Source organism: Corynebacterium sp. MSK073 (assembly GCF_030232085.1).
In the GTDB taxonomy this organism is placed as follows: Bacteria; Actinomycetota; Actinomycetes; order Mycobacteriales; family Mycobacteriaceae; genus Corynebacterium.
In genome coordinates this window covers 59,312-84,086 of sequence record NZ_JASPIY010000002.1, presented here as the reverse complement: position 1 = coordinate 84,086, position 24,775 = coordinate 59,312, and the positions used below count along the sequence as shown (strand labels likewise).

Sequence of the window (24,775 nt, the reverse complement as noted above, 5' to 3'; positions counted from 1 at the left end):
GCTGTGGGTTTAGAAGAGTCCTGCGGGGGCGTCGGAGTACGAGACCAGCATGTTCTTGGTTTCCTGGTAGTGGCCGAGCATCATCAAGTGATTCTCGCGGCCCAAGCCGGATTCCTTGTAGCCGCCGAAGGCGCTGTGTGCTGGGTAGTCGTGGTAGTGGTTGACCCACACGCGGCCGGCCTGAATATCGCGCCCGGCGCGGTAGCAGATGTTTTGCTGGCGCGACCACACGCCGGCGCCGAGGCCGAAGTTGGTGGTATTTGCGATCTCGATGGCCTCGTCGTAATCCTTGAAGGTCGCCACAGACAGCACTGGCCCGAAGATTTCCTCCTGGAAGATGCGCATCTCATTGCTGCCCTTAAAGACCGTGGGCTCGATGTAGTAGCCGTTTTCGAGGCCTTCTACCTTGTTCACGTGGCCGCCGGTGAGCGTTTCCGCGCCTTCTTCTGGGCCGATCTTGAGGTATTCGGTAATCTTGTCCATCTGTTCCTGGGAGGCCTGGGCGCCCATCATGGTTTCGGTATCCAACGGGTGGCCGATCTTGATCTTCTTGACGCGTTCGATGGCGAGCTCCAAGAACTTATCGGCAATATCCTCATGGACCAGGGCGCGCGATGGGCAGGTGCAGACTTCGCCCTGGTTGAGTGCAAACATGACGAATCCCTCGACGCACTTTTCCAGGTAGGAGTCATCTTCATCCATGATGTCTTTGAAAAAGATGGACGGCGACTTACCGCCGAGCTCCAGGGTGACCGGGATGACCTTGTCCGCGGCGGCCTTATTGATGAGCTTGCCCACTGGGGTGGAGCCGGTGAACGCGATTTTGGCGATGCGATCCGAACCCGACAATGCCGCACCGGCTTCCTCGCCCACGCCGTTGACGATATTGAGTACGCCATCTGGGAGGAGGTCGCCGATAATATCCATGAGCAAGAGGATGGATGCAGGCGTTTGCTCCGCGGGTTTCAGCACGATGCAGTTACCAGCGGCCAGGGCCGGTGCGATCTTCCAAGAGGCCATGAGCAGCGGGAAGTTCCACGGGATGATTTGGCCAACAACGCCGAGTGGCTCGTGGTAGTGGTAGGCCACGGTGTCTTCGCTGATTTGGGACAGGCGGCCCTCCTGCGCACGGATGGCGCCCGCGAAGTAGCGGAAGTGGTCAACGGCCAGCGGGATATCGGCAGCCAAGGTCTCGCGGACGGCCTTGCCGTTTTCCCAGGTCTCCGCGACGGCGATCTTTTCGAGGTTTTCTTCAATCCGGTCCGCGATGCGGTGCAGCAAGAGTGCGCGCTCTGCCGGCGTGGTCTTGCCAAAGGTTGCAAACGCCTTTTCCGCGGCATCGATGGCTGCGTTGATATCGGCTTCCTTGCCGCGGGCCACCTGACAAAATACCTCGCCGGTCACGGGACTGATGTTGTCCATGTATTCGCCATCGACTGGCGGCACCCACTTTCCACCGATGTAGTTGTCATAGCGGTCGCGGTAGTTGACGATGGCCCCTTCGGTTCCGGGTGCTGCGTACAAAGTCATGATGGTGGTGTCCTCTCGTGCAGAAATCTCGACTGTGGTTCTTGCCAGGTATAGTCCTTGCCGTGTATGGCTCGGACCACTGCAGGCGTTCTACTGTGGTGTACCTCACCTGCTTTCCAGACATAGTAATGCAATTTTTCGCATTCCGCACTAAATAGGGGTGAGAAATTAACATTTCTTCACCGCCCAAAGTCCGGTTGTGCGGGTGTGGCATTTCCGGGGTGAGGGACTTTTAGGCAGAGATAAACCCTCCATTCCTGTGCGGGCGCTACGCCGTAAAAGGTATGGAGGGTTTTAGTTGAGGTTTCTCGTCCGCAGGACGAGTTAGGCGGTTTATCCGGTTTCGCTACCGTTGTTTCGGCGATTGCGTTTGCGATCGCGCGCGGTGCGCGGGCTCCACATCACCACGGAGGTAGACCGCGGAACGTGGACGAGCTCACCGCTGCGTTGAGAACGCACCGGGGTCCGCGAGCCTTGTGGGCCTTGTGCGCCGCGGGCGTGCTGCCCCTGGGCTTGGGGGTGCTGTGCCCCCGGGCGCTGCCCGGCGGCGAGCTGGTCGCGGAGGGTGCGGACCTCATCGGCAAGCGCATCGCGTTCGGCCTCGAGCTGGTCGCGCTCTTCGGTTAACTCGATGATGGATTTGATGCCGGCAAGGTTGACGCCATCGTCTTGCGACAGCGCCTGAATCTTGCGGAGCAATTCAATATCGCGATCCGAATAACGGCGGCCACCGCCGTGAGTGCGGGCCGGGGAGACCAAACCCATGCGGTCATAGGTGCGCAGGGTTTGGGCGTGCATCCCGGAAAGCTCGGCGGCCACGGAAATGACGTAGACCGCAGTGGCGGAGCCTTCTGCCTTTCCAGTACTCATTGTGCAATGCACCTCCTGCCTTAATTGCTCTCCGCGCCGGCCCAGTCTGCGCGGGGATTAAAGCCAGAGTCCTTTTCGGCTTGTGCATAGGTACGCAGGGCGCTGGAGGCCGCGGCATCGAGCTTGGAAGGCACGGTGACCTGCACGCTCACCAAGAGGTCGCCAGCCTTGCCGGCGCGCTTGGCAATGCCGCGCCCACGCACGCGCAGGGTGCGGCCATCCGGGGTGCCAGCCGGGATCTTCACGCGGACCGGGCTATCCAAGGTAGGAACCGTGATGGTGTCACCAAGGGCGAGCTCGGCAAACGAGACGGGGACGGTGATGTGGATATCGTCGCCGTCGCGGGTAAAGACCTTGTCAGGCCTGACGGTGACCGCAACGAAGAGGTCACCGGCCGGGGTGCCATTCGGGCCTGCCTCGCCTTGGCCGGCGATACGGACCTTTTGGCCGTCGATGACGCCGGCGGGGATGCGGACCGTGATGTTCCGGGTGCGGTGCACCGTTCCGGTGTCGTTGCAGTCTGGGCACGGATCTGTGATGCGGCGGCCCGTGCCATCGCAATCCTTGCACGGCGCGGAGAAGCCGAAGGCACCGCGGTTTTCCGAGGTGTATCCGGAGCCATTGCAGGTCCCGCACGTTGAGGTCTTGCCGGAGGAAGAACCCGAGCCATGGCACGTGGTGCACGGCGCGTTACCGCTTAAGGCCAGCGGGATGGTGGTCCCCTTGGCGGCCTCGCGGAAATCGAGGGTTATTTCCGTTTCGACGTCGGCCCCCCGCGACGGTTTAGCTGAGTGGCCAGCACTACCGCTGCGGTTGAAAACGCTACCGAAGATATCCCCAAAACCGCCGCCTTGAGACGATCCTCCAGTGGCACCTCCGAAGAGGTCCGAGAGGTCGAAGTCTTGCGCACCTTGTCCACCCATGTTCGTGGATCGAAACCCGCCGGGAAAGCCGGCGCCTCCGTTCCGTCCGAAGCCACCGCCATTGCGCAGCATGGCCTTGAACTGGTCGTATTCTTTGCGTTCGGAGGCATCGGAAAGCACATCGTATGCTTCCGCAACCCGCTTGAACCGGTCCGCTGCCGCGGGGTCATCGGGGTGGGTATCGGGGTGGTTTTCGCGGGCAAGCTTGCGGTACGCGCGCTTGATCTCGCTTTGGTCTGCGGACGAGGAGACCCCCAGATCCGCATAATAATCTTTGTCTGCCCATTCGGGTTTAGCGCTCACTGGGCATCTCCTCCTTTCAAGAAGAATCGGTTGTAATTAGTAAAAAAGGGCGCCGGGGGAAGTTGAATCAGTCAGTTCCCAAGGCGCCCTTTTCCCGGATTAATCGGCTTGTTCGGTGCCTTCCGAACTGCCGGAATCCTCACCGGGGTCCGCGATGATGACCAGCGCGTTGCGCACCAGCCTCTCGCCTACGCGGTAGCCCTGGCGCAGCACGGTGCCGAGCACCTGCTCATCGCCGGAGGACAAATCCTGCACGGCCTCGTGCATCTCTGGGTCGAAGGGTTCGCCCTCTTCACCAAAGGCGGTGAGGTTGTGCTGCTCTAGGCCCTTGCGGAGCTTATCCGCAACCGCCTTGAGCGGGCCCTCCAGGTCACCGTGCTGCTTGGCCAAATCGAGGTCATCGAGCACCGGCAGCAAGTCACTAATGACCTTTGCCTTCGCGGTTTCGATAACGGATTGGCGGTCACGCTCGGTGCGGCGGCGGTAGTTGGTGTATTCCGCATTCAGACGCTGCAGGTCTTCCGTGCGTTCTGCCAACTGCGCCTCCACATCATTGGTGGCAGCGCCGGTGGAGGTGAGCTCATCGCCCTCCTCCTCGGCCTCGACCTCATCGGCGTTGACATCAGCCAGCGCGTCTTCGAGGTCAGCATCAAGGGTGGGATCCAATTTGGCTTCTTCGGAGGCATCAGCCTGTGCGTCGTTGGCAGCCTGTGCTTCCTCGGCCTTTTCGGCGGCAGCCTCAGCGCGGTCAGCCGAGGTAGCCTCCGGATCCGTGTTTTCCGGGTCGCCTGGGTTTTGCGGCATTCCGCTGTCCTGAGTCATTACTTGTCGCCGTCCTTGTTGTCGTCGGAGTTCTCGTCTTCGTCCACAACTTCAGCGTCGACCACGTTTGGGTCGCCCTGTGCGGCGCCGGCATCGCCAGCACCCTCGGCGCCGCCCTCTGCAGCCTGTGCCTCGTAGATCTGCTTGCCCATCTCCTGGGATTCGGTGGACAGCTTCTCTACTGCGGACTTGATGGCATCGAGATCATCGCCCTTCAGTGCCTCGTCCACGGCGTCAGCAGCCTCGGTGACCTTGGTCTTGGTGTCCTCAGAGACCTTGTCCTCGTTATCCTCCAAGAACTTGCGGGTCTGGTAGGAGGTGGACTCTGCGTTATTGCGCAGCTCCTGCTCCTCGCGACGCTTCTTGTCTTCCTCAGCGTGCTGCTCGGCGTCCTTAACCATGCGGTCGATCTCTTCCTGCGAAAGGCCGGAGCCTTCCTGGATCTTGATGGTGTTTTCCTTGCCGGTGCCCTTGTCCTTGGCGGTCACGTGGACGATGCCGTTGGCGTCGATATCGAAGGTGACCTCAATCTGGGGCACGCCGCGAGGTGCCGGTGCGATGCCGCCGAGCTCGAAGGAACCCAGCAGTTTGTTGGCGGTAGCCATCTCGCGCTCGCCCTGGAAGACCTGAATCTGCACGGAAGGCTGGTTGTCTTCTGCGGTGGTGAAGGTCTCGGACTTCTTGGTCGGGATGGTGGTGTTGCGCTCGATAAGCTTGGTCATCACGCCGCCCTTGGTCTCAATGCCGAGGGAAAGCGGGGTGACATCGAGAAGCAGCACGTCCTTAACCTCGCCGCGCAGCACGCCTGCCTGGAGGGCAGCACCTACTGCAACGACCTCGTCCGGGTTAACGCCCTTGTTCGGTTCCTTGCTGGTCAGCTCCTTGACCAGGTCAGATACGGCCGGCATACGGGTGGAACCGCCGACCAGCACAACGTGGTCGATATCGCCGACGGAAAGGTCAGCATCCTTGATGACCTGGTTGAATGGAGCCTTGGTGCGGTCCAGCAGATCCTGGGTGATCTTCTGGAACTCGGTACGGGTCAGGGTCTCGTCCAAGAACAGTGGGTTCTTGTCGGAGTCAACGGTGATGTAAGGCAGGTTGATGTTGGCCTGCTGGGAGGAGGACAGCTCAATCTTGGCCTTCTCTGCAGCCTCGCGCAGACGCTGCACGGCGCGCTTATCCTTGGTCAGGTCAACGCCCTGGGAGCTCTTGAAGCGGTCCACCAGCCAGTCAACGATGCGCTGGTCCCAGTCATCGCCACCCAAGGTGTTGTCACCTGCAGTAGCCATAACCTCAACGACGCCATCGCCGATTTCCAGCAGGGACACGTCGAAGGTGCCGCCACCCAGGTCAAAGACCAGGATGGTCTGCTCTTGCTCGCCCTTTTCCAGGCCGTATGCAAGTGCAGCCGCGGTGGGCTCGTTGACGATGCGCAGGACGTTCAGGCCGGCAATCTGGCCGGCTTCCTTGGTGGCCTGGCGCTGTGCGTCCTCGAAGTATGCAGGGACGGTAATAACGGCGTCCGTAACATCCTCTCCCAAGTAGGACTCTGCATCGCGCTTCAGCTTCATCAGCGTGCGAGCGGAAATCTCCTGGGAGGTGTAGTCCTTGTCATCAATGTTGACGGTCCAGTCAGTACCAATGTGGCGCTTGACGGAGCGGATGGTGCGGTCCACGTTGGTCACGGCCTGGTTCTTGGCGGACTGACCAACCAGGATTTCGCCGTTCTTAGCAAACGCTACAACGGAAGGCGTGGTGCGGGAGCCTTCGGAGTTAGCGATAACGGTGGACTCGCCACCTTCCAGTACGGAAACGACGGAGTTCGTCGTACCAAGGTCAATACCTACTGCGCGTCCCATGACTCATTCTCCTTTTTATCGAGTGCAGTTAATAAAGTTGATTGTGAGTGACTCAACTTCTCGTTGCGTCCGAGCGCTACTCTAACAGAAGTTGCAAACTCGTTCATAAATTCTTGAGCCTGTGTCACTCAATCTTTATAACCTCCCACACTCAAATCTTATTCCCGCCGGCTCAACCCTCCTCAAAAATTGTTCCATTTTCCCAGCTCTTAGCCTCAAACTCCACTCCCTCCTACTGCTTCAAACAGGAGTGAACTACCTTTTAAAACAAACTCTTCCACACCCAAAAGCTCCCCAAAGGGCCGTAAAAAGGTGGCCAAAAGTTACCTCACAAAGGATCCAAAAGAGGCTTGGCAGGCGTATTTAACTCGCACATACTGGAAACCACAGCAGCCACTGGTTGCTACCCAGAGAGAGATTGATTTGTAGTTTCACTCCGCCAATTCGAAAGGAAACGTCCATGCTCGACACCCTCGTAAACCTCAGCTCCTCCCTCGATTTCGAGGCAATCTTCAAGGCCATCAAGGGCGCTGCTGAGCTGTCCTCCGAGTCCAACTCCGACTCCGTGGACCTGTCCTCCGTAATCGAGGGCCTGTCCTCCAAGGACAACGCTGACGCTGCTACCGAAACCGCAGCTAACGCTTAAGTAAACCTTCGCGTTTACACTCCTTCATGAAGACCGACTAAACCCCCGCACTTTTCCACGCAGGTTTTAAACCTCGCACCGGAAGGTGCGGGGTTTAGTTGTTTTCATTTGCTGGTTTCACGCTTCCAGGCCTTAAGCTAGGTGCGAGACGCCACAAGCTTTTTCACAACTATTCAGCCTGAGCCCCAAAGAGGCGCATTCCACCGTGACTTTCACCCCGCCACTTCCATTTCGCCACCGCCTTCGGGCGGCGATGACCCTACAGCGCACCGCAGCGCTGATCGCCATCATTTGCTTGGCCCTTACCCTTTTCGCCGCATTTCTCACCCCAACTAAACACCAACTTTCAGCGGCAATCGTCGGGTTAATTTTGACGGCCATCACTACATCTGCCTATCGATACCCGAAGACGATGGCAGTGGGGTTTCTGGCAATTTGGATTATTGCCATCCTTACCGTGGGTATCCCCTACGCCAGTTCCGTTTTCTTAGCCCCGGTATTCCTTGCCGTATTCGCTTTTCGCAGCACCAAGTGGCAGTCGATTCTTCTCTGCGTAGTGTTTTGGCTGGTAGGACTGGTAGATCCTAGTACGTTGCGGCCAGTCCTCAATCCAACACCGGCACTGGTCTGGGGAATTTTCTTGGTCATTAGCACCTTCATCGGCAGCTCACTCGCCCATTCCGCACGGCGCTATAAAACCGCCATGGTGGAGTGGAATAACGATGTCAAGCGCCGACAGTCCGACCTAGCTGAAACCCTGCATAACTCAGTAATTTCCAGCCTTACCGTCAATACCATGCAGCTAGAAGCGCTCAGCTTGGAATATGCCAGCACACCGGGGCTCAGCCGCCGCCTCGATGAATTAAGCGATGCAATGCGCTCGTCGATGTCTGAAATACGCACTTTAACCAAAGTCTTGCGTTCCAATATTGACGGCATCAACGACGAATTCAGTTTTAATCAAGCACCACGCCCTACAAGCCTTGCACAGGTACTGGCCTGGGAAGAAGAACAGCTATCAAAGCTCAACCGCACGCCAATCATTAAGGTAAGCGGAGAAGATTTTTGCCCCCAGTTTTCTCCTTCTGTTCTTGACTCGGTCGTAGCCATCACCAGGGAGGCTTGCCTCAACGCCGTCAAGTACTCGCCACCTGGGGCGGAAATTACCGTATCGGCCCAACCACATTTGGGATGGACGATTCTTACTATCCGCAACCCTATTGCCAAGCCAACGAGCACCACGCCGGAGACTTCCTCCGGCATAGGAATTAATTCGATGACGCGCCTTGCGGCAACTATCGATGCTCGGCTGGAGGCAGGTCGTGTCGATGAATACTGGGAGCTCACGCTCGCGCTGCCCCCGTCTGCGCATGAAGAACGTTAGTTCAGCCACCTTCGCTGGCAGCGCCACCATTCCTTTACTACACTTACGTATGTTTCTTATAAATCCGGTTTTTATATAAAGGAGTCGTGCAATGCAGGCTGCCCTCGCTAGCTTTCTCGCGCCCCTCATGCTGTCCGCCTCTCTCTTTGGCGCAGACCTCACCCCCGGCGATCTTCCGCAAAACAATAAGTACGAGTCCTCGGCAGAGCTCGTCTTCGGCTGCCCAGCCCCATGGTGCTTCAAGTAAAAACTTCGCTGCTCCTAGTCGATGATGATCCACTAGTCATCGAGGCACTCGGCCACTATTTCGCTGCGGCCGAAGATATGGAAATCAGCGCCGTCGCAGAAAATGGGAAAGCCGCATTACAGCAGCTAGAACAACACGATGTCGATGCCGTCATCGCGGATATTCATATGCCGGAGATGGACGGCACAGCATTGCTGCGCGAGCTTAATGAGCTGCCTAATCCACCGGTATTCATTGCTATGACCGCAATGGATAATGACGACACCCTAAGGGAAGTCCTGTCCAATAAGGCGGCAGCCTATATCCTAAAAAGCTCGAAGCCGGCCTATATTTTGGACACGGTGCGCGAGGCCGTCCGCGGCGGCACGGTCGTGGCTCCCCAACCTTTAACGCGCTTATTCCAACAAATGCCTGGCTGGAGCGAAAACGATACTCAATCTACGTCTGCGGTTTCCGCCTCTGAGCACCATATTTCGCCTGCTCAAGCTCAGATTCTCGATTTAGTATGCGAGGGAAAATCCAACGAAGAGATCGCAAAAAGCACTCACTATGCTCCGGGAACGGTAAAGAAATATGTTTCTAGCCTGTTAACCGAATTTCACGCCAAGTCTCGTCTCGAACTAGCGGTCAAGGCACTAAAAGCGGGGTACGGCAAATAGCTGTATAGGCGTGAATGGCTCTCACCCCTAATCGTGGCCCCACCCCCCTTAAAACCCCACATGCTGGGGTTTTCTTTTTTACCTTTATACCCCCACTGCCGATTTTGCTACCGAGACTAGCATCACTATATCGACAACCCTATAATTGATTTCACACACAACTACATAGCATTTCCCGCGCATCATTCGGCGTCATTCGGCCGGTGATGCCCTTGCTAGGACCGGTATAGGAAACCACTACTGGGCTTTCATTCCTGCCTCCCCCCCTAGCTCCACATCGCCATAGTGTAGAAAGCAGGTGAGTGTTGAACACCAACTTGGCACGCGTCCGCCGCCATAGCGACAGGCCCCCGGTCCTCACTACCGGTAGCACTATGGCTTGCTGATTCGCTTGGTTTAAACCACCGAGCAGCGGCGCGCGCAACCCGCGTGTTCCACTCATTGCCAGGTATGCGGAGACCTAATCGCCGCATGCTTTCTAACTTTCATAGACTTACCAGCCACTTTCTGCCCCCGGCGCTAAAAGTCACAGAACAAAGGCCACACCGCGGTGTGGGTTGGCCACCAACCTGGAAGTACACGTTTCGAAAAAGAGGTTGAATTTCACATGACTTCTCCCGCATACACCCGCACGCCACTATCTGATGATGTTGAGGCCGTACTGCCTGCCGCCATTTAGCGCGCACAAGGCTGGCTCGATTCGACCGCGGATGAAAAGGACAAGGCCACCGAGCAGCTCGCGGAGCTGTTGCGCGATGACAATGGCGTGAAGTTCACCATGGACTTCGTTGACCGCGTCATGCGCCCAAAGGATGACAAGGTTGCAGCCAAGGCGCTGAAGGACATTTCTTCCCAGTACGATCCTTCCTTCTTGGGCAGCATCAATGGCGCGCTCGTCGGTGCCGGCGGTTTCTTCGGCCCGATCCTGCCTAACCTGGTTATGCCGGTAGCGCGCCTGTACATGCGCAAGATGGTTGGCCACTTGGTGCTGGACGCGGAATCGGATGCACTCAATGACACCCTGGAAAAGGCCGCCGCTTCCGGCGAACAATTGAACCTCAACCTCCTGGGTGAGGCCGTCCTTGGTGAAGAGGAAGCACAGTCCCGCGCGCGCCGCACGCTGGACCTCATCAAAAACCCGCGCGTGACCTACGTATCCGTCAAGGCGTCCTCGATGGTGGCGCAGCTGAACAACTGGGACATCGGCAGTTCCGTAGAGCGATTGAAGGACCGCCTGCGCCCGCTCTACCAGGAGGCCGCACGCCGCAACCCACAGGTCTTTATCAACATGGACATGGAGGAATACCACGACCTCCACCTGACGCTGCGCCTTTTCAAGAGTCTTTTGAGCGAGCCGGAGTTCAAGAACCTGGAATCCGGCATCGTGTTGCAGGCTTACCTGCCCGATACCTTCGATGCCCTCCAGGACATCGCGGAATTTGCCAAGCAGCGCGTGGCAGAGGGCGGCGCCAAGGTCAAGGTGCGCATTGTAAAGGGCGCCAATCTATCTATGGAGACCGCAAAAAGCGAGGTCCACGACTGGCCGTTGGCTACCTACACCAACAAGCTGGACGTAGACGCTAACTACTACCGCCTGCTGGATTACATCCTGCAGGAGGAATTCGCGGACTGCATCCGCATCGGCGTGGCCAGCCACAACCTGTACACCGCCGCCATGGCCTACGAGCTGGGCGTAAAGCGCGGCGTGCTGCACATGCTGGATTCTGAGATGCTGCAGGGCATGTCCCCGGCACAGCAGGCAGCGGTGCGCAAGGTCTACGAGGGCCGCCAGATCCTCTACACCCCCGTGGTGCACGCGGATGATTTCGACGTCGCCGTATCCTACCTGGTGCGCCGCTTGGAGGAAAACTCCGCGCCGCAGAACTTCCTTTACGCCCTCTTCGCCCCGGGCGAGGAGCCACTGGCAAGCCAGGAAGAGACCTTCCGCAAGGCAGTTGCCAAGCGCTGGGATACCTTCGCTGGATCGCGCCGCACCCAGAACCGCCTCGAGGATTCCGGGCGCCAGGCACCGGATTCCGGGCGCTTCAGGAACGAGCCTGATACGGACCCGGCAATTACCCCGAACCGCACCTGGGCCAAGCGTGCGCTTGCAAATGACCCCGGTGAGCACGGCGTCCAAGAGGTCACCGACCCATCGGCTGTTGAAAGCTACGTCGCCCGCGCCAAGGAATTGGGCACCGAATGGGGCAAGCGCCCCGCCGCAGAGCGCGCCGCAGCCCTGGACGCCGTCGCGGATCAGCTGGCAGCCAAGCGCGGGGACTTCATCTCAGTGGCAGCCTACGAGGCAAATAAGACGGTCACCCAGACCGACCCGGAGGTCTCGGAAGCCATTGACTTCTGCACCTACTACGGCCAGTCCGCCCGCTTCTTGGAAGAGGCACACTCCGAGTTCCACCCGCACACCGTCACCGTGGTGACCCCACCGTGGAACTTCCCCATCGCCATTCCTACCGGCGGCATTGCGGCCTCCTTGGCGGCGGGCTCGGCGGTCATCGTCAAGCCTGCTCCCCAGGTGGTCCACTGCGGCAAGATGGTGGTTGAGGCCTTCCGCACCGCACTCGAAGCAGAAGGCCTGGACCCGGATCTGGTGCAGCTGGTGCTTACTGATGAAGGCGATGCCGGCAAGGCCCTGCTCTCCCACGATGACGTGGACAACATCATTTTGACCGGTGCGTCCGATACCGGCGCGCTCTTCCGCTCCTGGAAGCCCAAGATGAACCTGATGGCAGAGACCTCCGGTAAGAACGCGCTGGTCATCACCCCAGCCGCCGACCCGGACCTGGCCATCCAGGACCTGTACAACTCCGCCTTCGGCCACTCCGGCCAGAAGTGTTCGGCCGCCTCGCTGGTGATTTTCGTCGGCGCTGCGGGCAAGTCCAAGCGTCTGCGCGAGCAGCTCCTGGATTCCGTCAAGACCCTGAAGCCTGGCCCGGGCTATGACATCACCACCACGATGAATGGCCTGGCGGAAAAGCCGAGCGAGAAGCTGCTGCGCGGCCTGACCCAGCTGGAGCCGGGCGAGAAGTGGCTGCTGAAGCCGGAAAAGCTCAACGAAGAAGGCACCCTGTGGTCCCCGGGCATTCGCGATAATGTCCAGCCGGGCTCCTGGTACCACAAGAATGAGTGCTTCGGCCCCATCCTCGGCATCATGTACGCCGATACCTTGGAAGAGGCCATCGCTTGGCAAAACAGCACCGGCTATGGCCTGACCGGCGGCATCCACTCCCTGGATGACAAGGAAATCGAGTACTGGATCGACAACGTTGAGGTGGGCAACGCCTACGTCAACCGCGGCATTACCGGCGCGATTGTCCAGCGCCAGTCCTTCGGCGGCTGGAAGAAGTCCGTCATGGGCCCAGGTGCGAAGGCCGGCGGCCCGAACTATGTGGCCCAAATGGGTACTTGGACCGATGGCGAGCTCAAGCCGCGCGACGTGGATATCGCCCCAGCCAGCGTAAAGATTCTGCAGCGCCTGCGCGATGAGCTTTCTGATGAGCTCAGCAAGGACGATCTGGAATGGCTCTGGCGCTCCGCCGAGCTGGACCGGATTGCATGGCTCGAGGAATTCGGCCGCACCCACGACCGCACCGCGCTGGTTTCTGAGGCCAACCGCTTCCGCTACCGCCCGCTGCTCACCAAGCTGCGCATCCGCGTGGGCGAGGACTACAAGCTGCGCGATGTCGCCCGCCAGGTACTTGCCTCCGGCATCACCGGCACCGAGACGGAAATCTCCGCTGCCCCAGAGGTTGCCGCCCAGCTGCAGGAGCTCGGCTTCGATGTGAAGTCCATTTCTGATGGTTCCTTCGCCGCCGCCGTGGCCAATGACGAGTCCTCCCGCGTGCGTGCCCTGGGCACCGTGCCGGATTCCGTCTACGAGGCAGCGGTGCGTTCCAACTCCGTGGTGCTGGACCAGCCCGTGCTTGCCGATGGCCGCCGTGAGCTCATGCCTTACCTCCTCGAGCAGGCAGTCTCCGTGACCATGCACCGCTTCGGCATCATCCGCAACGTGGGCAACCTGCGCGACTAATACGCCGCTTGCCGCCCGTTACGGCACCGAGGGACTAAGCGCCCCACCTTCTCCCCTTTCTGCTGGGAGTTGGGTGGGGCGCTGCCCTTTACTCTGCTTTTCCGGCGCTATCTCTAGGTGGTTTGGTGTGGCATAGTAGATGAATGACTACGCCAGATAACCACTCCCCTAACGGTGCCGGGCAGCACCCGGGCCAGGACGCGGCGCAGCGCGCGCAGTACCCGTCGGCGCTCGAGCAAAACTCCGTCAACCGCAAAGCCGATGCGAAGAACCCCTATGCCGCGCCGCTAGTCTCCCCCGATGAGTCCCAGTTCGGCGCGGAGGTAGCCACCGCCGATCCCGCCAATCGCGATAATAAGTCCGCCGTGCTGGCCAAGGACTTCCGCAGCATGGCCAAGATTTCGGTGTGCTTTATCCTCATCGTCGCAGGATTGGGGCTAGCGGGTTTCCTGCTGCGCTTTATTTGGGTGGGCCTGCTGCCGGTTATCCTCGCCATCTTGGTCTCGACGGTGCTTTATCCGGTCAGCGCCTGGCTGCGCTCCAAGGGCTTTCCCCGCACGCTGGCAGCGGTCACGACGCTTTTGGGCTTGGTGGTTATTTTCGGTGGCATCTTTGCTGCCATGGCGCCCATGGTCACCGCACAGTCCAAGGTGCTTATTAATGAGGCCGAAGCCGGCATTATGCAGCTGACCAAGATGGTCAATGATTCCCCGCTGGATATTGAGGTGGACCAACTGCAATCGGTCCTCGAGGACATCGTGTCCTTTGCCAAGGGCCAGGCCTCCACCATCGCCACCGGCGTGCTTTCCGGTTTCTCCATGGCCAGCTCCATTGCGGTAGCCACCGTTATCATGCTCTTTATCACCTTCTTCATCATTAAAGACGGCGATAGGTTCCTGCCCTGGTTGCGCAAATACACCGGTAACTCCGCCGCCTGGCACATCACGGAACTTACCTCCCGCGTGTGGAAGACGCTGTCTGGCTTCATTCAGGCCCAAGCCCTAGTCGCGCTTGTCGATGCCGTCTTTATCGGCCTCGGCCTCTGGGTTCTCCAGGTCCCACTGGCACTGGCCATCGCCGTCATCACCTTCTTCGCGGGCTTTATCCCCATCATCGGTGCCGTCACCGCTGGCGCCTTAGCCGTCATTATCGCCTTGGTATCCAACGGCCTGACCAATGCGCTGCTCGCACTGGCGCTCATCATCATTGTCCAGCAGGTAGAAAGCAACGTCCTCCAGCCCATCCTGCAATCCAAGGCCATGGGCCTGCACGCGGCCATCGTCTTGCTCTCCATCACCGTGGGCTCCACCCTGGCCGGCATCGTCGGTGCTTTCCTCGCCGTGCCAGTCGCCGCCACCATTACCGTTGTCCTGCGCTACCACGCAGAGATGGCCGCCCTGCGCGCCGGTGAGGTCTCCCCCGATGACATTGACATCGTCACCGGTTCCAAGTCCACGTCCAAAGACGACGAAGCTGAGGACGCGGACAATACAGACCCTGAGACCAAGCGCACCGGCGAAGAAGGCGACAGCGAGAGCCCCCTCGAAGAGTCTCCTCGCAAAAAGGTAAAACAGCTTTTCGCAGCCATGAGCCCGCTGACTTAAAGAATCCGCCCTTCCCCCGCCCTTCCTCCGCCGTGCGAAACGGCGAGGAAGGCAATGGTGGTACCTTTTAGCGCAAGAAGCCTAAATCGGCTGCGGCGGCGGCCAACTGGCGGGCGCTGCGGTCCAAGACGCCAGCCCAGGTGCCCATCGATTCCTCATTAGCGGAATCAGAGACCTGCTTCAATAGCGTGCAAGGCACACCAAAGCGCTGGCAGGTAGCGGCAATAGAATAGCCCTCCATATCGCACAGCTGGGATTTTTTCACCAGCTCATTGCGCATTGCGGTAGTAGAGACAAACATGTCACCGGTGGCCAGCCCGCGTGCCGGAAGCTCGCCGGAGGTCTCCAGCTCAATGAATTCTGGCAGGAGGTAACGGCTGATATCGGTAAGCACTTCTAGCTTGAAATCGTGTTTGGTTACTTTATTGATCTCGAAGACGCCATCCATGCCATCGACAAGCGCGCCTGCTGTACCGATATTGACCACGCGCTCGGGCAATGCATCGTTAGCGCGGGCCTCTGCCAGTACCTCGGTCAGGGAAATCGCGGCTGGAACCGTGCCGATACCTGTAATGAGCAGCGCTTCACCGTCTGGAATGTGCGCAGCTTCGGCGTCCACAGCGGCGACGAATAGTGTTCGTCCAGATAAATTTTCCATGCCTGCGACAATACCTGCACCCCACGTGGTCGATGGACTCGCCTGCACAGATGCTTTTCCTTCCGCACCGTTGGCAGCACTGTTTTCGGCTGCGCCCGAGTTCTAGAATTCGAGCGACAAGCCCCCAATGTCCCAGCTATGGTTTAAGGACAGTCTTTTCCGTACACCCATTCATATCTCTAGCTTGAAGCTGCGCTTTAGTCTAAGGAACCTCTCGTGAGCAAGAACAACCCTTCGCAGCAACCAGAATCATCCCCCGCCGCAAAAGCAGGCTCGTCGCCGGACGCTGGGCCGCGCGCCAAGGCCCAGGAAGGCACCGAAAAAAGTAAAGGCAAGCGAATCGTGATGATCACCATCGCTATCATCGCTGTTATTGCCTTGGTGGCGGGAGTGACCTTTTCCTTTAATAGACCGGCAAGCTCTACCAATGAGGCTGCGGAGCCTGCATTTTCTGATTTACAAGAATCTTCCGCTAAGAATGCGCCCGGTCCGGAGGAAGATGAATCCACCGCCACCGCGGACGACCCAGCGCCTCAAAAGCAGGAAGAGGGGGCTTCCACGAAGGAAGAATCGAAAGAAAAGAACATATCCACGGAAGAAAAATGTGGCAGTTACTACGGGGAAGCAATTGGCCAACTCCATCGGCCCATCCAGTTACATTGCGATGACAGCTGGCTTTATGTGGCCGAATCTGGCACCTCGCATTTCTCGCTCTTCCAGTGGAGTGGCAACGGCTGGGATAGGCTGCGCCCGGATGGCATGATCCATCCAGCGGAAATTGCATGCTATACCCGCAGCACTTTGGAGGAAGAAAATGTGCCAGAAGATCTTATCGAGAAAATCGAGCCATGCTAGTGACAACCTGCCTAGTTACTAGGACACACCCACCGTACAAAAGTCCAACTTCTTAGTTGGCCCTAAGGCACTGAAAATCGCGCTGCACCTCTTCGACCAAGATGAATTCATGCACAGCAGATGGATATAGTATGGCGCGACTTAATTAATTCTCATCAAGTTTTCTACTTCATCCTCCAACCAAAGCATGCAAAGGAGCTCCTTCGTTGGCTAATAATTCTTTGAGTCAGCCGGATCCCTCTCAGCACCAATCGTGGAATTCCTCTTCCCCCACCGGAGATTCGACAGGTAATGCTGGGAAAAGTGGCAAGGCCGCACGCTTGGCGATGATCGTCCTCGCCATCATTGCCATCATCGCAATCACTGCCGGTGTCACGTGGGCGCTCACGAATAACAGCGATTCGGCTGATTCCACTGACCTCGACGCCTTTGTCCCTGTCACCACGTCTCAAGAAGAAAACGAGGATGAGGACGCGGCGGCAGAGAAACCTGGACCTGCGACAAAGACGACAACGGAAACTCAGATCCGCTCCGATCAATCCACTGGGAATGATCAATGCGATGGCCGCTACATCATGATCGTCGAGTCTGCCATCATTCCGTTGGGCGAAGATCCGTCAGCAGAGACGCAACGCGTACAAAACAAATACCCGGGTTCTAAGATTCTTTCCGGTAATGCCTGTAGTTCTCTCCGCGGCCAAGTCGACGGCGGCACAGCATATGCGATCTACTTCGACGCCGGCCACAGCGTGGACAAAGTCTGCGAGCTCAAGGCGACGTACGGCGGCAACGCCCGATCCCTAAATAACAACGCAGACTTCAGCGATCCCTGTTAAAAGGGGCTTCTGCCTTTTCGGCGATGCCTTCATGAAGTGCGCACTACAAATGTCTACAGCTACCGCGTTCTTCTCGGAATCACCCTAGCATCGAGCGAATCGCGGTTGCTGTAGACGTTTGTGCGCTTGGTACACGAGCCTTAGCGCAAACGGTGACCTACGAAGCCGGCGGCCAGGGTATTGCCGGAGGATTGATCAATGAGCAGGAAGTTTCCCACGGCGCCGCGGGCGGCGTAGTCCTCCACGGGCAGTTCGGCCTGGGTCTGGATGGTGGTGTGGGCGATATCGTTCATGGCGACGGACTCGGGATCTTCCACATCGGAAACGCCATCGAGATCCAGGGTGCGGGTGACGGCGGAGACGCGGGCCTTAATCAGGGAAGAGCCGTAGCGCAGCTTAAGCATCTGGCCGGGCTTAATGTCCTTTTCGGTCAGGCCCACAACGATGGCGTCGAATTCGCGGGTGGCCGCGGGGCGTTGGGGTCCGGCGAGGAGATCGCCGCGGGCGAGATCGACATCGTCGGCAAGCAGGAGCGTGACGGAGTCACCGGTAGCGGCGGTGTCGGCGGGGCCATCGGCAGTGTCGATCTGGGTGACGGTGCTGGTGCGGCCTTCGGGCAGGTGCACCGTATCGCCCACGGAGATGGACCCAGCCTTCACGCGGCCGGCGTAGCCGCGGTAATCGGTAGCGTGCTCGCGAATGACGTACTGGATGGGAAAGCGAAAGTCCAGCTCATCGGCGCGGCCGGTGGCGACGGGGATGGTCTCGAGCACCTCAAGGACGGTGGGGCCGGTGTACCAGTCCATGGTGGTAGAGCGCTCGACCACGTTATCGCCCTTGAGCGCGGAAATGGGCACGACGGTGGTATCGGTAATGTCCAGGCGCTGCGCAATCTTATGGAATTCGGCTTCGATATCGCGGAAGACCTGCTCGTCGTAGTCCACGAGGTCGATCTTGTTGACCACGAGGACGACGTGGCGCACGCCCAAGAGCGCGGCCACGTTGAGGTGGCGGCGGGTTTGTTCGACGACGCCGTGCCGGGCATCGATAAGCAGCACCACCACCTGCGAGGTGGACATGCCGGTGACCGTATTGCGGGTGTACTGCACGTGGCCGGGGGTATCGGCGAGGATGAAGGTGCGCTTATCGGTGGCGAAGTAGCGGTAGGCCACGTCGATGGTAATACCTTGCTCGCGCTCGGCACGCAGGCCATCGACAAGCAGGGATAGGTCCATGCCGTCGAAGCCGCGATCGGAGGAGGAACGCTCCATGGACTCGACCTGGTCCGCGAGCACGGACTTGGTGTCATAGAGCAGGCGGCCGACGAAGGTGGATTTGCCGTCATCAACGGAGCCGGCGGTGCATAAGCGCAGGGTATCGCGCTGTTTGAGGGCGCCGACATTCGGCGCGAGGGTCGTGGTCATCAGAAGTAGCCTTCCTTCTTGCGGTCCTCCATGGCGGACTCGGAAAGTTTGTCATCGGCGCGGGTGGCGCCGCGCTCGGAAAGGGTGGAAATGGAGATCTCCGCGAGCACCTCGTCCGGGGTCGATGCGGTAGATTCCACGGCGCCGGTACAGGACATATCGCCCACAGTGCGGTAGCGCACGGTGCGGGTTTCCAGCTCCTCCCCCTCTGCGGGGCCGCCCCATTCACCAGGCGCTAGCCACATGCCATTGCGCTTGAATACCTCGCGCTGGTGGGAATAATAAATGGGAGGCAGCTTTAAATCGCGCGCGCCGATGTATTCCCAAATATCGGATTCGGTCCAGTTGGAGATGGGAAAGACGCGGACGTTTTCGCCGGCCATCTTGCCGCCGTTGTATAGATCCCATAGCTCGGGGCGCTGGCGGCGAGGGTCCCACCCGCCAAAGGAGTCGCGGATGGAAAAGATGCGTTCCTTGGCTCGGGCGCGTTCCTCATCGCGGCGGGCCCCGCCCAGCACGGCGTCGTACTCGCGCTTGGCGATGGTCTCTACCAGCGGCACCGACTGCAGCGGGTTGCGCGTTCCATCGGGCCGTTCCTGCAGCTCGCCGCTATCGATCCAGTCTTGGACGTGAGCGACGTGGAGGCGGGCACCGGATTCCGCGACCAGGTCATCGCGGAATTTGATGACCTCGGGAAAGTTATGGCCGGTATCCACGTGGAGCAATTCAAAAGGCACCGTGGCCGGGGCGAAGGCGCGGCGGGCTAGCTCGAAGACGACGACGGAGTCCTTGCCACCGGAAAAGAGGATGCCTACCTTGTCGAATTGCCCGGCCACCTCGCGCAGGATGTGGATGGATTCATTTTCTAAATCTTGTAGGTGTGGGGAAAGTGTGCTCATTATTCGTGTAACCCGCATTCTGTCTTGCCATCTGCAAATACTCGCCCGGAGCGGGCGTCCTCACCGTCGCCGACTGGGAAGGTCAACGGCGCATCGCCGATGGACCGGTATCCCTGCAGGGTCAGCGGGTGGATGATGAGGTCATTATCTGCGATGTATTTATCGGTATCGTCCAAGTCCCAGGTAATGATCGGCGAAATCTTTAACCGCCCGGTGCGGTCCAGGCTGAGCGCTGGGGCGTGGGCGCGGTGCTCAGAATCGGCCCGGCGCAGGCCCGTGACCCACCCTGCATAAGGATCCATGGCCATGTTCAGTGGCTCGACCTTGCGCATGCGGTTATAGGCGGCGGTATCGCGCGCGTACAGGCGAGGGCCGTACACCTCGTCTTGTTCTTCCGGGCTAAGCAGCGGCAGCACGCGGACTAGGGGGAGATCCGGGTATCGCTTGTCCACCTCTTCGGCCACCTGGAGGGTCTCCGGGAAGTGCCAGCCGGTATCGATAAAAAGCAGGTCAGCAGCGAGCCCGGCACGATGGGAGAGCTCTGCCAGCACGGTATTTTCCATGGACATGGTGACGGCAAGCTGGCCAGGGGCATGCTCGGCGGCCCACTCGGTGATGTTGTCTGCGGATTCGGCGTAGAGCTTGTCCGCCCACGTGTCCACTAGCTGTTCATTGCGCGCGGCCACCTCGGTGGAAAGCGGCGCGGTATCGCGCGTGCCTTCGGGCGAGATATGGGGATCGCGGAAGGAGTGTCCACCATCCAGCAGGTTCGTCGTTGGGTTCATGAGCTCACACACTAGGCAACCCCGGTAGCTCACGCAGCACGTTTTTCTGGAAACGGCGCTGAGCTTGGCAGAAAGGGAGAATAAAATGTTTTATTTCTAGACCAAGCCGACCTAACTTTATAGACAATGTAGTCTATTGCGGGCCGACCAGACTTGCCCGAGGAGGAACTTTTATGCAGCGTGTCGCCATCATTGGAAAAGGTCCTGCCGCCCTATCCACCGTGGAAAGACTCCTAAGCGCCGGCATGTGCGTAGACCTCATCTCAGAAAAAACTGCACCGTTCGGTCTACTTCGCCGCTTCGCGGGGCTTGCCGGCGTGGTCGATGAGGCCGTGCCGCACGAGTGTGCACCGGGTACGACCCCGCGGCTGCGCCTACTGGGAAACGTACGCGTGGGAGTAGACGGCGATATCACCCATAACGAGGTCCACCAGCTGGCCACCCACGGGGACCGCGAGCTCATCGTCATGGAATTAAAGGCCCGCGGCATTCCCGTTACCACGTGGGAGGGGCTGTGCACGCCAATTACGGATTTTGAGGACTGGGCCAGCGTCATCGCCAGGGCACAATTGGCGCACGTCTTGGTCTAGGTTCGGCTACGAGGTCAGGTGCCTAAATATAAATACCGTTCGCCCCATCTGCGCCGACCAGATATGCTTGCAGGTTAATCCCTATTCTCCCTCGAAAGAAGCGCAGGTTTATGGATCTGGTCCGAATCCTCTTTACCCGCTCGGCACCCTATACGCCCTATGTCCTAGCGGTACTTATCCTGCAGGCGCTGTCCACCGCGGCCACCCTGTATCTGCCGTCCTTGAACGCCAAGATCATCGATGAGGGCGTGTCCAAGGGCGATATCGACTATATCTGGGACACCGGCGCAATCATGCTCATCGTAGCCTTTGTCCAGGTCATTACCGCCATCGGCGCGGTGTGGTGCGGCAGCCGCACGGCCATGGGCGTGGGCCGGGACCTGCGCAGCGAGGTCTTCCGCAAGGTCACCACGTTTTCCGCGGAAGATATGAGCGAGTTCGGCACGCCCACCCTTATTACCCGCGGCACCAATGACGTGCAGCAGGTGCAGATGGTCTACATGATGATGCTGAACTTCATGGTCACAGCGCCCATTATGTCCATCGGCGGCATCATCATGGCCATTCGCGAGGACGCCGGACTGTCCTGGTTGGTGTGGGTTTCTGTCGCGGTGCTGCTCGGCACCATCTCCGTCCTCATCGCGCGGCTCATGCCGCTTTTTCGTTCCATGCAGGACAAGCTGGACACCATCAACGGCACCCTGCGCGAGCAAATCACCGGCATCCGCGTCGTGCGCGCCTTTGTGCGCGAGGCCTATGAAACTGAGCGTTTTACCAAGGCCAATAAGGACATTACCCAGCTTTCGCTGAAAATCGGCCAGCTTTTTGTTCTCATGTTCCCGCTTATCACCGTCATCTTGAACGTGGCCACGGGCGCAGTGCTGTGGTTTGGCGGCCAACGCGTGGATGCCGGGCTTGTCGATGTCGGCGGGCTCACCGCCTTCCTGCAATACCTGCTGCAAATCCTCGCCGCCGTCATGATGGGCACGTTTATGGCGATGATGCTCCCGCGCGCCCTTGTGTGTGCCCGCCGCATCACCGGGGTTTTAAGCCACGAGCCGTCCATTACCCCGCCGAAAGATACCGTCACCCCGGAAACCATGTCCGGCACCGTAGAGTTTCGCAATGTCAGCTTCTCCTATGCCGGCGCGGATGCCCCGGTGCTAGAGGATGTTTCCTTTACCGCCACTCCCGGCACCACCACCGCGATCATCGGTTCTACCGGCGCGGGCAAGACCACGCTGCTGTCCCTCATCCCGCGCCTCTACGTCCCGAGCGAGGGCGAGGTGCTTATCGATGCCACCCCTACCACCTCCCTCTCCCGCCCGGACATCGTCAGCCGTGTCTCGCTGGTGCCGCAAAAGGCCTACTTGTTTAGCGGCACGGTGGCCTCCAACCTGCGCTTGGGCCGCCCCGAGGCCACCGACGATCAATTATGGGAGGCGCTGCGCGTGGCGCAGGCGGACTTCGTCGATGACCTGGACATGCCCATTGCACAGGGCGGCACCAATGTATCGGGCGGGCAGCGCCAGCGCCTATCCATTGCCCGCATGCTCGTGGCCCAGCCGCGCATTTACCTCTTTGATGATTCCTTCTCCGCGCTGGATGTGGTCACGGATGCCAATGTGCGCGCCGCCATGCACCAGTCCTTTACTCAGCGCGGCGAGGCCGTCACCACCATCATCGTGGCCCAGCGCGTGGCCTCCATCCAGGATGCCGATCAGATTTTGGTCATCGATAAAGGGCGCATCGTCGCCCGCGGCACCCACACTGAGCTACTGAAATCCTCAGAGGTGTACCAGGAAATCGTTGAATCCCAAGAAACCGCTGGAGTAGCTGGAGGAGAGCACTAATGGCCAAGGACACCACACACAACTCCTCCGCTGAGGACGCCGAGCTCCAGGAGCTTGAGGCCAAGGTCGCCGCCGATGAATGGTCCGGTTCCGCACCGCGTCAGGCCAAGAATTTTTGGCCTTCTGCCAAGCGCTTACTGCTGCTACTCATGCCCTATAAGCGCATGCTAGCGGTAGTGGCGGCGATGGACGTAGTCTGTGTTTTCCTCGCGGTCTTTGCCCCTAAAATCTTGGGCGATGCCATGGACGTCATCTTTTCTGGCGTCATCTCCCGCGAGCTGTCATCTGGCATCTCGGCGCAGCAGGCCATCGACGGTATGCGCGCCCAGGGCCAGGATCAGGTGGCCGATATGGCCTCCGGCATGGATTTCACTCCCGGCGAGGGCATCGACTTTACCCGCTTGGGTACGCTTATCATCGCGGTGATCGCGATGTACATCGTCTCTGCCGCCTTCGAACTCTGGCAGGGGCTCATCTTAAACCGCCTGACCATCGACACGGTCTACGAGCTGCGCAAGCGCGTGGAGGCCAAGGTGCATGCCCTGCCGTTAAATTACTTCGATTCCCACCAGCGCGGCGATATCCTCTCGCGCACCACCAATGACATCGACAATGTGCAACAGGCCCTCCAGCAGGCACTTTCCCAGCTGTTCTATAACATCCTGATGATCCTGGGCATCACCGTGATGATGTTTAGCATCTCTTGGCAACTTGCCCTGGTGGCACTCTTGGCGCTGCCGCTAACCGCGCTGATCATCGGGGTCATTGGCGGGCGCTCGCAGCGCCAATTTAAAACCCAGTGGCGCGCTACCGGCCAGCTCAATGGCCAAGTGGAAGAGTCCTTCTCCGGCCACGATCTGGGCATCGTCTTTGGCCGCACGGAGGATATGACGCGCCAATTTGATGAGCGCAATGACAAGCTCTTCCGCTCCTCTGCACTGGCGCAATTCCTCTCCGGCATCATGATGCCCATCATGCAGTTCGTGTCCTACCTGTCTTATGTGGCCATCGCTGTGCTTGGCGGCCTGCGCGTGGCCAACGGGCAGATGACCCTGGGCCAGGCCACCGCCTTTATCCAGTACTCCCGCGAATTTAACCAGCCGCTGGGCCAATTGGGCGGCATGATGCAACAGGTGCAATCCGGCGTGGCCTCTGCGGAGCGCGTCTTCGAATTCCTCGATGCGGAAGAGCAATCGCTGGAGGCTACCAGCGATGAGCTAGTAGGCCGCGCCCGCGGCCGCGTAGAGTTTCAGGACGTTGGCTTTTCCTATTCGCCGGAGAAGGAACTTATTACCGGGCTCAACCTACGCGTGGAGCCGGGGCAAACCGCGGCGATCGTGGGGCCCACCGGCGCGGGCAAGACCACCATGGTCAACCTGCTCATGCGCTTTTATGACATCGATTCAGGCCGCATTCTTATCGATGGCCACGAAACCGCCCACATGCCCCGCACCGCCCTGCGCTCCCAGGTGGGCATGGTGCTACAAGATGCCGTCCTCTTTGAGGGCACCATCATGGACAATATCCGCTACGGCCGGCTCGATGCCACGGACGATGAGGTTATCGCCGCGGCCAAGGCCACCTACGTCGATCGCTTCGTGCACTCCCTACCGGAGGGCTATGACACCGTTATCGACCAAGATGGCGGCGCCATCTCCGCCGGTGAGCGCCAGTTGATTACCATTGCTCGCGCCTTTTTGGCCCAGCCTGCGCTGCTCATCTTGGATGAGGCGACCTCGTCCGTGGATACCCGCACCGAGGTGCTTGTCCAGGAGGCCATGAATGCCCTGCGCGCCGAGCGCACCTCCTTCGTCATCGCCCACCGCCTATCCACCATCCGGGATGCTGATCTGATCTTGGTGATGGAAAACGGGGGCATCGTCGAGCAAGGTTCGCACGAAGAACTGCTGCGCGCCCAAGGCGCTTATTGGCGCCTGCACCAATCGCAGTTCAACGAGGCTTAAGGGAAGGAGCCGC

Annotated in this window: 19 protein-coding genes and 1 pseudogene; 11 read left to right on the top strand and 9 right to left on the bottom strand. The window is 59.3% G+C overall.

Annotated features, from left to right (window positions below; translation table 11 throughout):
• Nucleotides 1-9: 9 nt before the first annotated feature.
• From exaC to dnaK, 5 genes are all read right to left on the bottom strand, one after another.
• Entirely contained in the window at nt 10-1,530 is a 1,521-nt protein-coding gene (gene exaC / locus QP970_RS01650; RefSeq protein ID WP_284771670.1) for an acetaldehyde dehydrogenase ExaC, read from the bottom strand.
• Nucleotides 1,531-1,863: 333 nt separating this feature from the next.
• On the bottom strand, nt 1,864-2,400 hold the full coding sequence (locus QP970_RS01645; RefSeq protein WP_284869403.1) for a heat shock protein transcriptional repressor HspR: 537 nt from the start codon (nt 2,398-2,400) through the stop codon (nt 1,864-1,866).
• Nucleotides 2,401-2,420: 20 nt separating this feature from the next.
• The gene (dnaJ, locus tag QP970_RS01640; protein ID WP_284869402.1) at nt 2,421-3,626 is read right to left on the bottom strand and encodes a molecular chaperone DnaJ; all 1,206 of its coding nucleotides are present in this window, start codon (nt 3,624-3,626) and stop codon (nt 2,421-2,423) included.
• A 99-nt stretch (nt 3,627-3,725) separates the two neighbouring features.
• Nucleotides 3,726-4,448, bottom strand: coding sequence for a nucleotide exchange factor GrpE (gene grpE / locus QP970_RS01635; RefSeq protein ID WP_284849531.1), 723 nt, complete (start codon nt 4,446-4,448; stop codon nt 3,726-3,728).
• The gene (gene dnaK / locus QP970_RS01630) at nt 4,448-6,310 is read right to left on the bottom strand and encodes a molecular chaperone DnaK (protein WP_284849532.1); all 1,863 of its coding nucleotides are present in this window, start codon (nt 6,308-6,310) and stop codon (nt 4,448-4,450) included. The genes grpE and dnaK overlap by 1 nt, the downstream gene beginning before the upstream one ends.
• 460 nt (nt 6,311-6,770) lie before the next feature.
• Between dnaK and QP970_RS01625 the strand changes: the two genes are divergently transcribed.
• The 6 genes and pseudogenes from QP970_RS01625 to QP970_RS01600 all read left to right on the top strand — a co-directional run bounded on the left by QP970_RS01625 (nt 6,771) and on the right by QP970_RS01600 (nt 14,898).
• Nucleotides 6,771-6,956 carry a hypothetical protein gene (locus QP970_RS01625; protein WP_023024121.1) on the top strand — a complete coding sequence of 62 codons (186 nt, stop codon included), beginning with the start codon at nt 6,771-6,773 and terminating at the stop codon, nt 6,954-6,956.
• A 205-nt stretch (nt 6,957-7,161) separates the two neighbouring features.
• Nucleotides 7,162-8,340 carry a sensor histidine kinase gene (locus QP970_RS01620; RefSeq protein ID WP_284771665.1) on the top strand — a complete coding sequence of 393 codons (1,179 nt, stop codon included), beginning with the start codon at nt 7,162-7,164 and terminating at the stop codon, nt 8,338-8,340.
• Nucleotides 8,341-8,431: 91 nt separating this feature from the next.
• Nucleotides 8,432-8,587 (top strand): hypothetical protein, encoded by a 156-nt coding sequence (locus QP970_RS01615; protein WP_284771664.1) that lies wholly within the window; start codon nt 8,432-8,434, stop codon nt 8,585-8,587.
• Nucleotides 8,572-9,246 (top strand): response regulator transcription factor, encoded by a 675-nt coding sequence (locus QP970_RS01610; RefSeq protein WP_284771663.1) that lies wholly within the window; start codon nt 8,572-8,574, stop codon nt 9,244-9,246. Before QP970_RS01615 ends, QP970_RS01610 begins: the two co-directional genes overlap by 16 nt.
• A 607-nt stretch (nt 9,247-9,853) precedes the next feature.
• Nucleotides 9,854-13,294: pseudogene (locus QP970_RS01605) on the top strand (bifunctional proline dehydrogenase/L-glutamate gamma-semialdehyde dehydrogenase).
• Between the two features lie 143 nt (nt 13,295-13,437).
• Nucleotides 13,438-14,898, top strand: a complete 1,461-nt coding sequence (locus QP970_RS01600; protein ID WP_284869401.1) for an AI-2E family transporter — start codon at nt 13,438-13,440, stop codon at nt 14,896-14,898.
• Between the two features lie 67 nt (nt 14,899-14,965).
• Here the strand turns inward: QP970_RS01600 and QP970_RS01595 are convergent, their stop codons facing one another.
• Entirely contained in the window at nt 14,966-15,556 is a 591-nt protein-coding gene (locus QP970_RS01595; protein WP_284771660.1) for a nucleosidase, read from the bottom strand.
• 216 nt (nt 15,557-15,772) lie between these two features.
• Here QP970_RS01595 and QP970_RS01590 point away from each other — a divergent pair, with 216 nt between their 5' ends.
• Together QP970_RS01590 and QP970_RS01585 are read left to right on the top strand one after the other, a co-directional pair.
• Nucleotides 15,773-16,411: a hypothetical protein gene (locus QP970_RS01590; RefSeq protein ID WP_284869400.1), complete on the top strand. Its 639-nt coding sequence runs from the start codon at nt 15,773-15,775 to the stop codon at nt 16,409-16,411.
• A gap of 206 nt (nt 16,412-16,617) precedes the next feature.
• On the top strand, nt 16,618-17,247 hold the full coding sequence (locus tag QP970_RS01585; RefSeq protein WP_284771658.1) for a hypothetical protein: 630 nt from the start codon (nt 16,618-16,620) through the stop codon (nt 17,245-17,247).
• 140 nt (nt 17,248-17,387) lie between these two features.
• Here the strand turns inward: QP970_RS01585 and QP970_RS01580 are convergent, their stop codons facing one another.
• From QP970_RS01580 to QP970_RS01570, 3 genes are read right to left on the bottom strand one after another with little or no spacing between them, the layout of a single operon-like run.
• Nucleotides 17,388-18,671 (bottom strand): sulfate adenylyltransferase subunit 1, encoded by a 1,284-nt coding sequence (locus QP970_RS01580; protein ID WP_284849534.1) that lies wholly within the window; start codon nt 18,669-18,671, stop codon nt 17,388-17,390.
• A complete protein-coding gene (gene cysD / locus QP970_RS01575) occupies nt 18,671-19,570 on the bottom strand; it encodes a sulfate adenylyltransferase subunit CysD (protein WP_284771656.1) in 900 nt (299 codons plus the stop codon). Before cysD ends, QP970_RS01580 begins: the two co-directional genes overlap by 1 nt.
• Nucleotides 19,570-20,355, bottom strand: a complete 786-nt coding sequence (locus QP970_RS01570; RefSeq protein ID WP_284771655.1) for a phosphoadenylyl-sulfate reductase — start codon at nt 20,353-20,355, stop codon at nt 19,570-19,572. The genes cysD and QP970_RS01570 overlap by 1 nt, the downstream gene beginning before the upstream one ends.
• A 173-nt stretch (nt 20,356-20,528) precedes the next feature.
• Between QP970_RS01570 and QP970_RS01565 the strand changes: the two genes are divergently transcribed.
• The 3 genes from QP970_RS01565 to QP970_RS01555 all read left to right on the top strand — a co-directional run bounded on the left by QP970_RS01565 (nt 20,529) and on the right by QP970_RS01555 (nt 24,762).
• On the top strand, nt 20,529-20,945 hold the full coding sequence (locus tag QP970_RS01565) for a methylenetetrahydrofolate--tRNA-(uracil-5-)-methyltransferase (RefSeq protein WP_239269254.1): 417 nt from the start codon (nt 20,529-20,531) through the stop codon (nt 20,943-20,945).
• Nucleotides 20,946-21,055: 110 nt separating this feature from the next.
• Nucleotides 21,056-22,798 (top strand): ABC transporter ATP-binding protein, encoded by a 1,743-nt coding sequence (locus QP970_RS01560; protein WP_239269255.1) that lies wholly within the window; start codon nt 21,056-21,058, stop codon nt 22,796-22,798.
• On the top strand, nt 22,798-24,762 hold the full coding sequence (locus QP970_RS01555) for an ABC transporter ATP-binding protein (protein WP_239269256.1): 1,965 nt from the start codon (nt 22,798-22,800) through the stop codon (nt 24,760-24,762). The genes QP970_RS01560 and QP970_RS01555 overlap by 1 nt, the downstream gene beginning before the upstream one ends.
• Nucleotides 24,763-24,775: the final 13 nt, after the last annotated feature.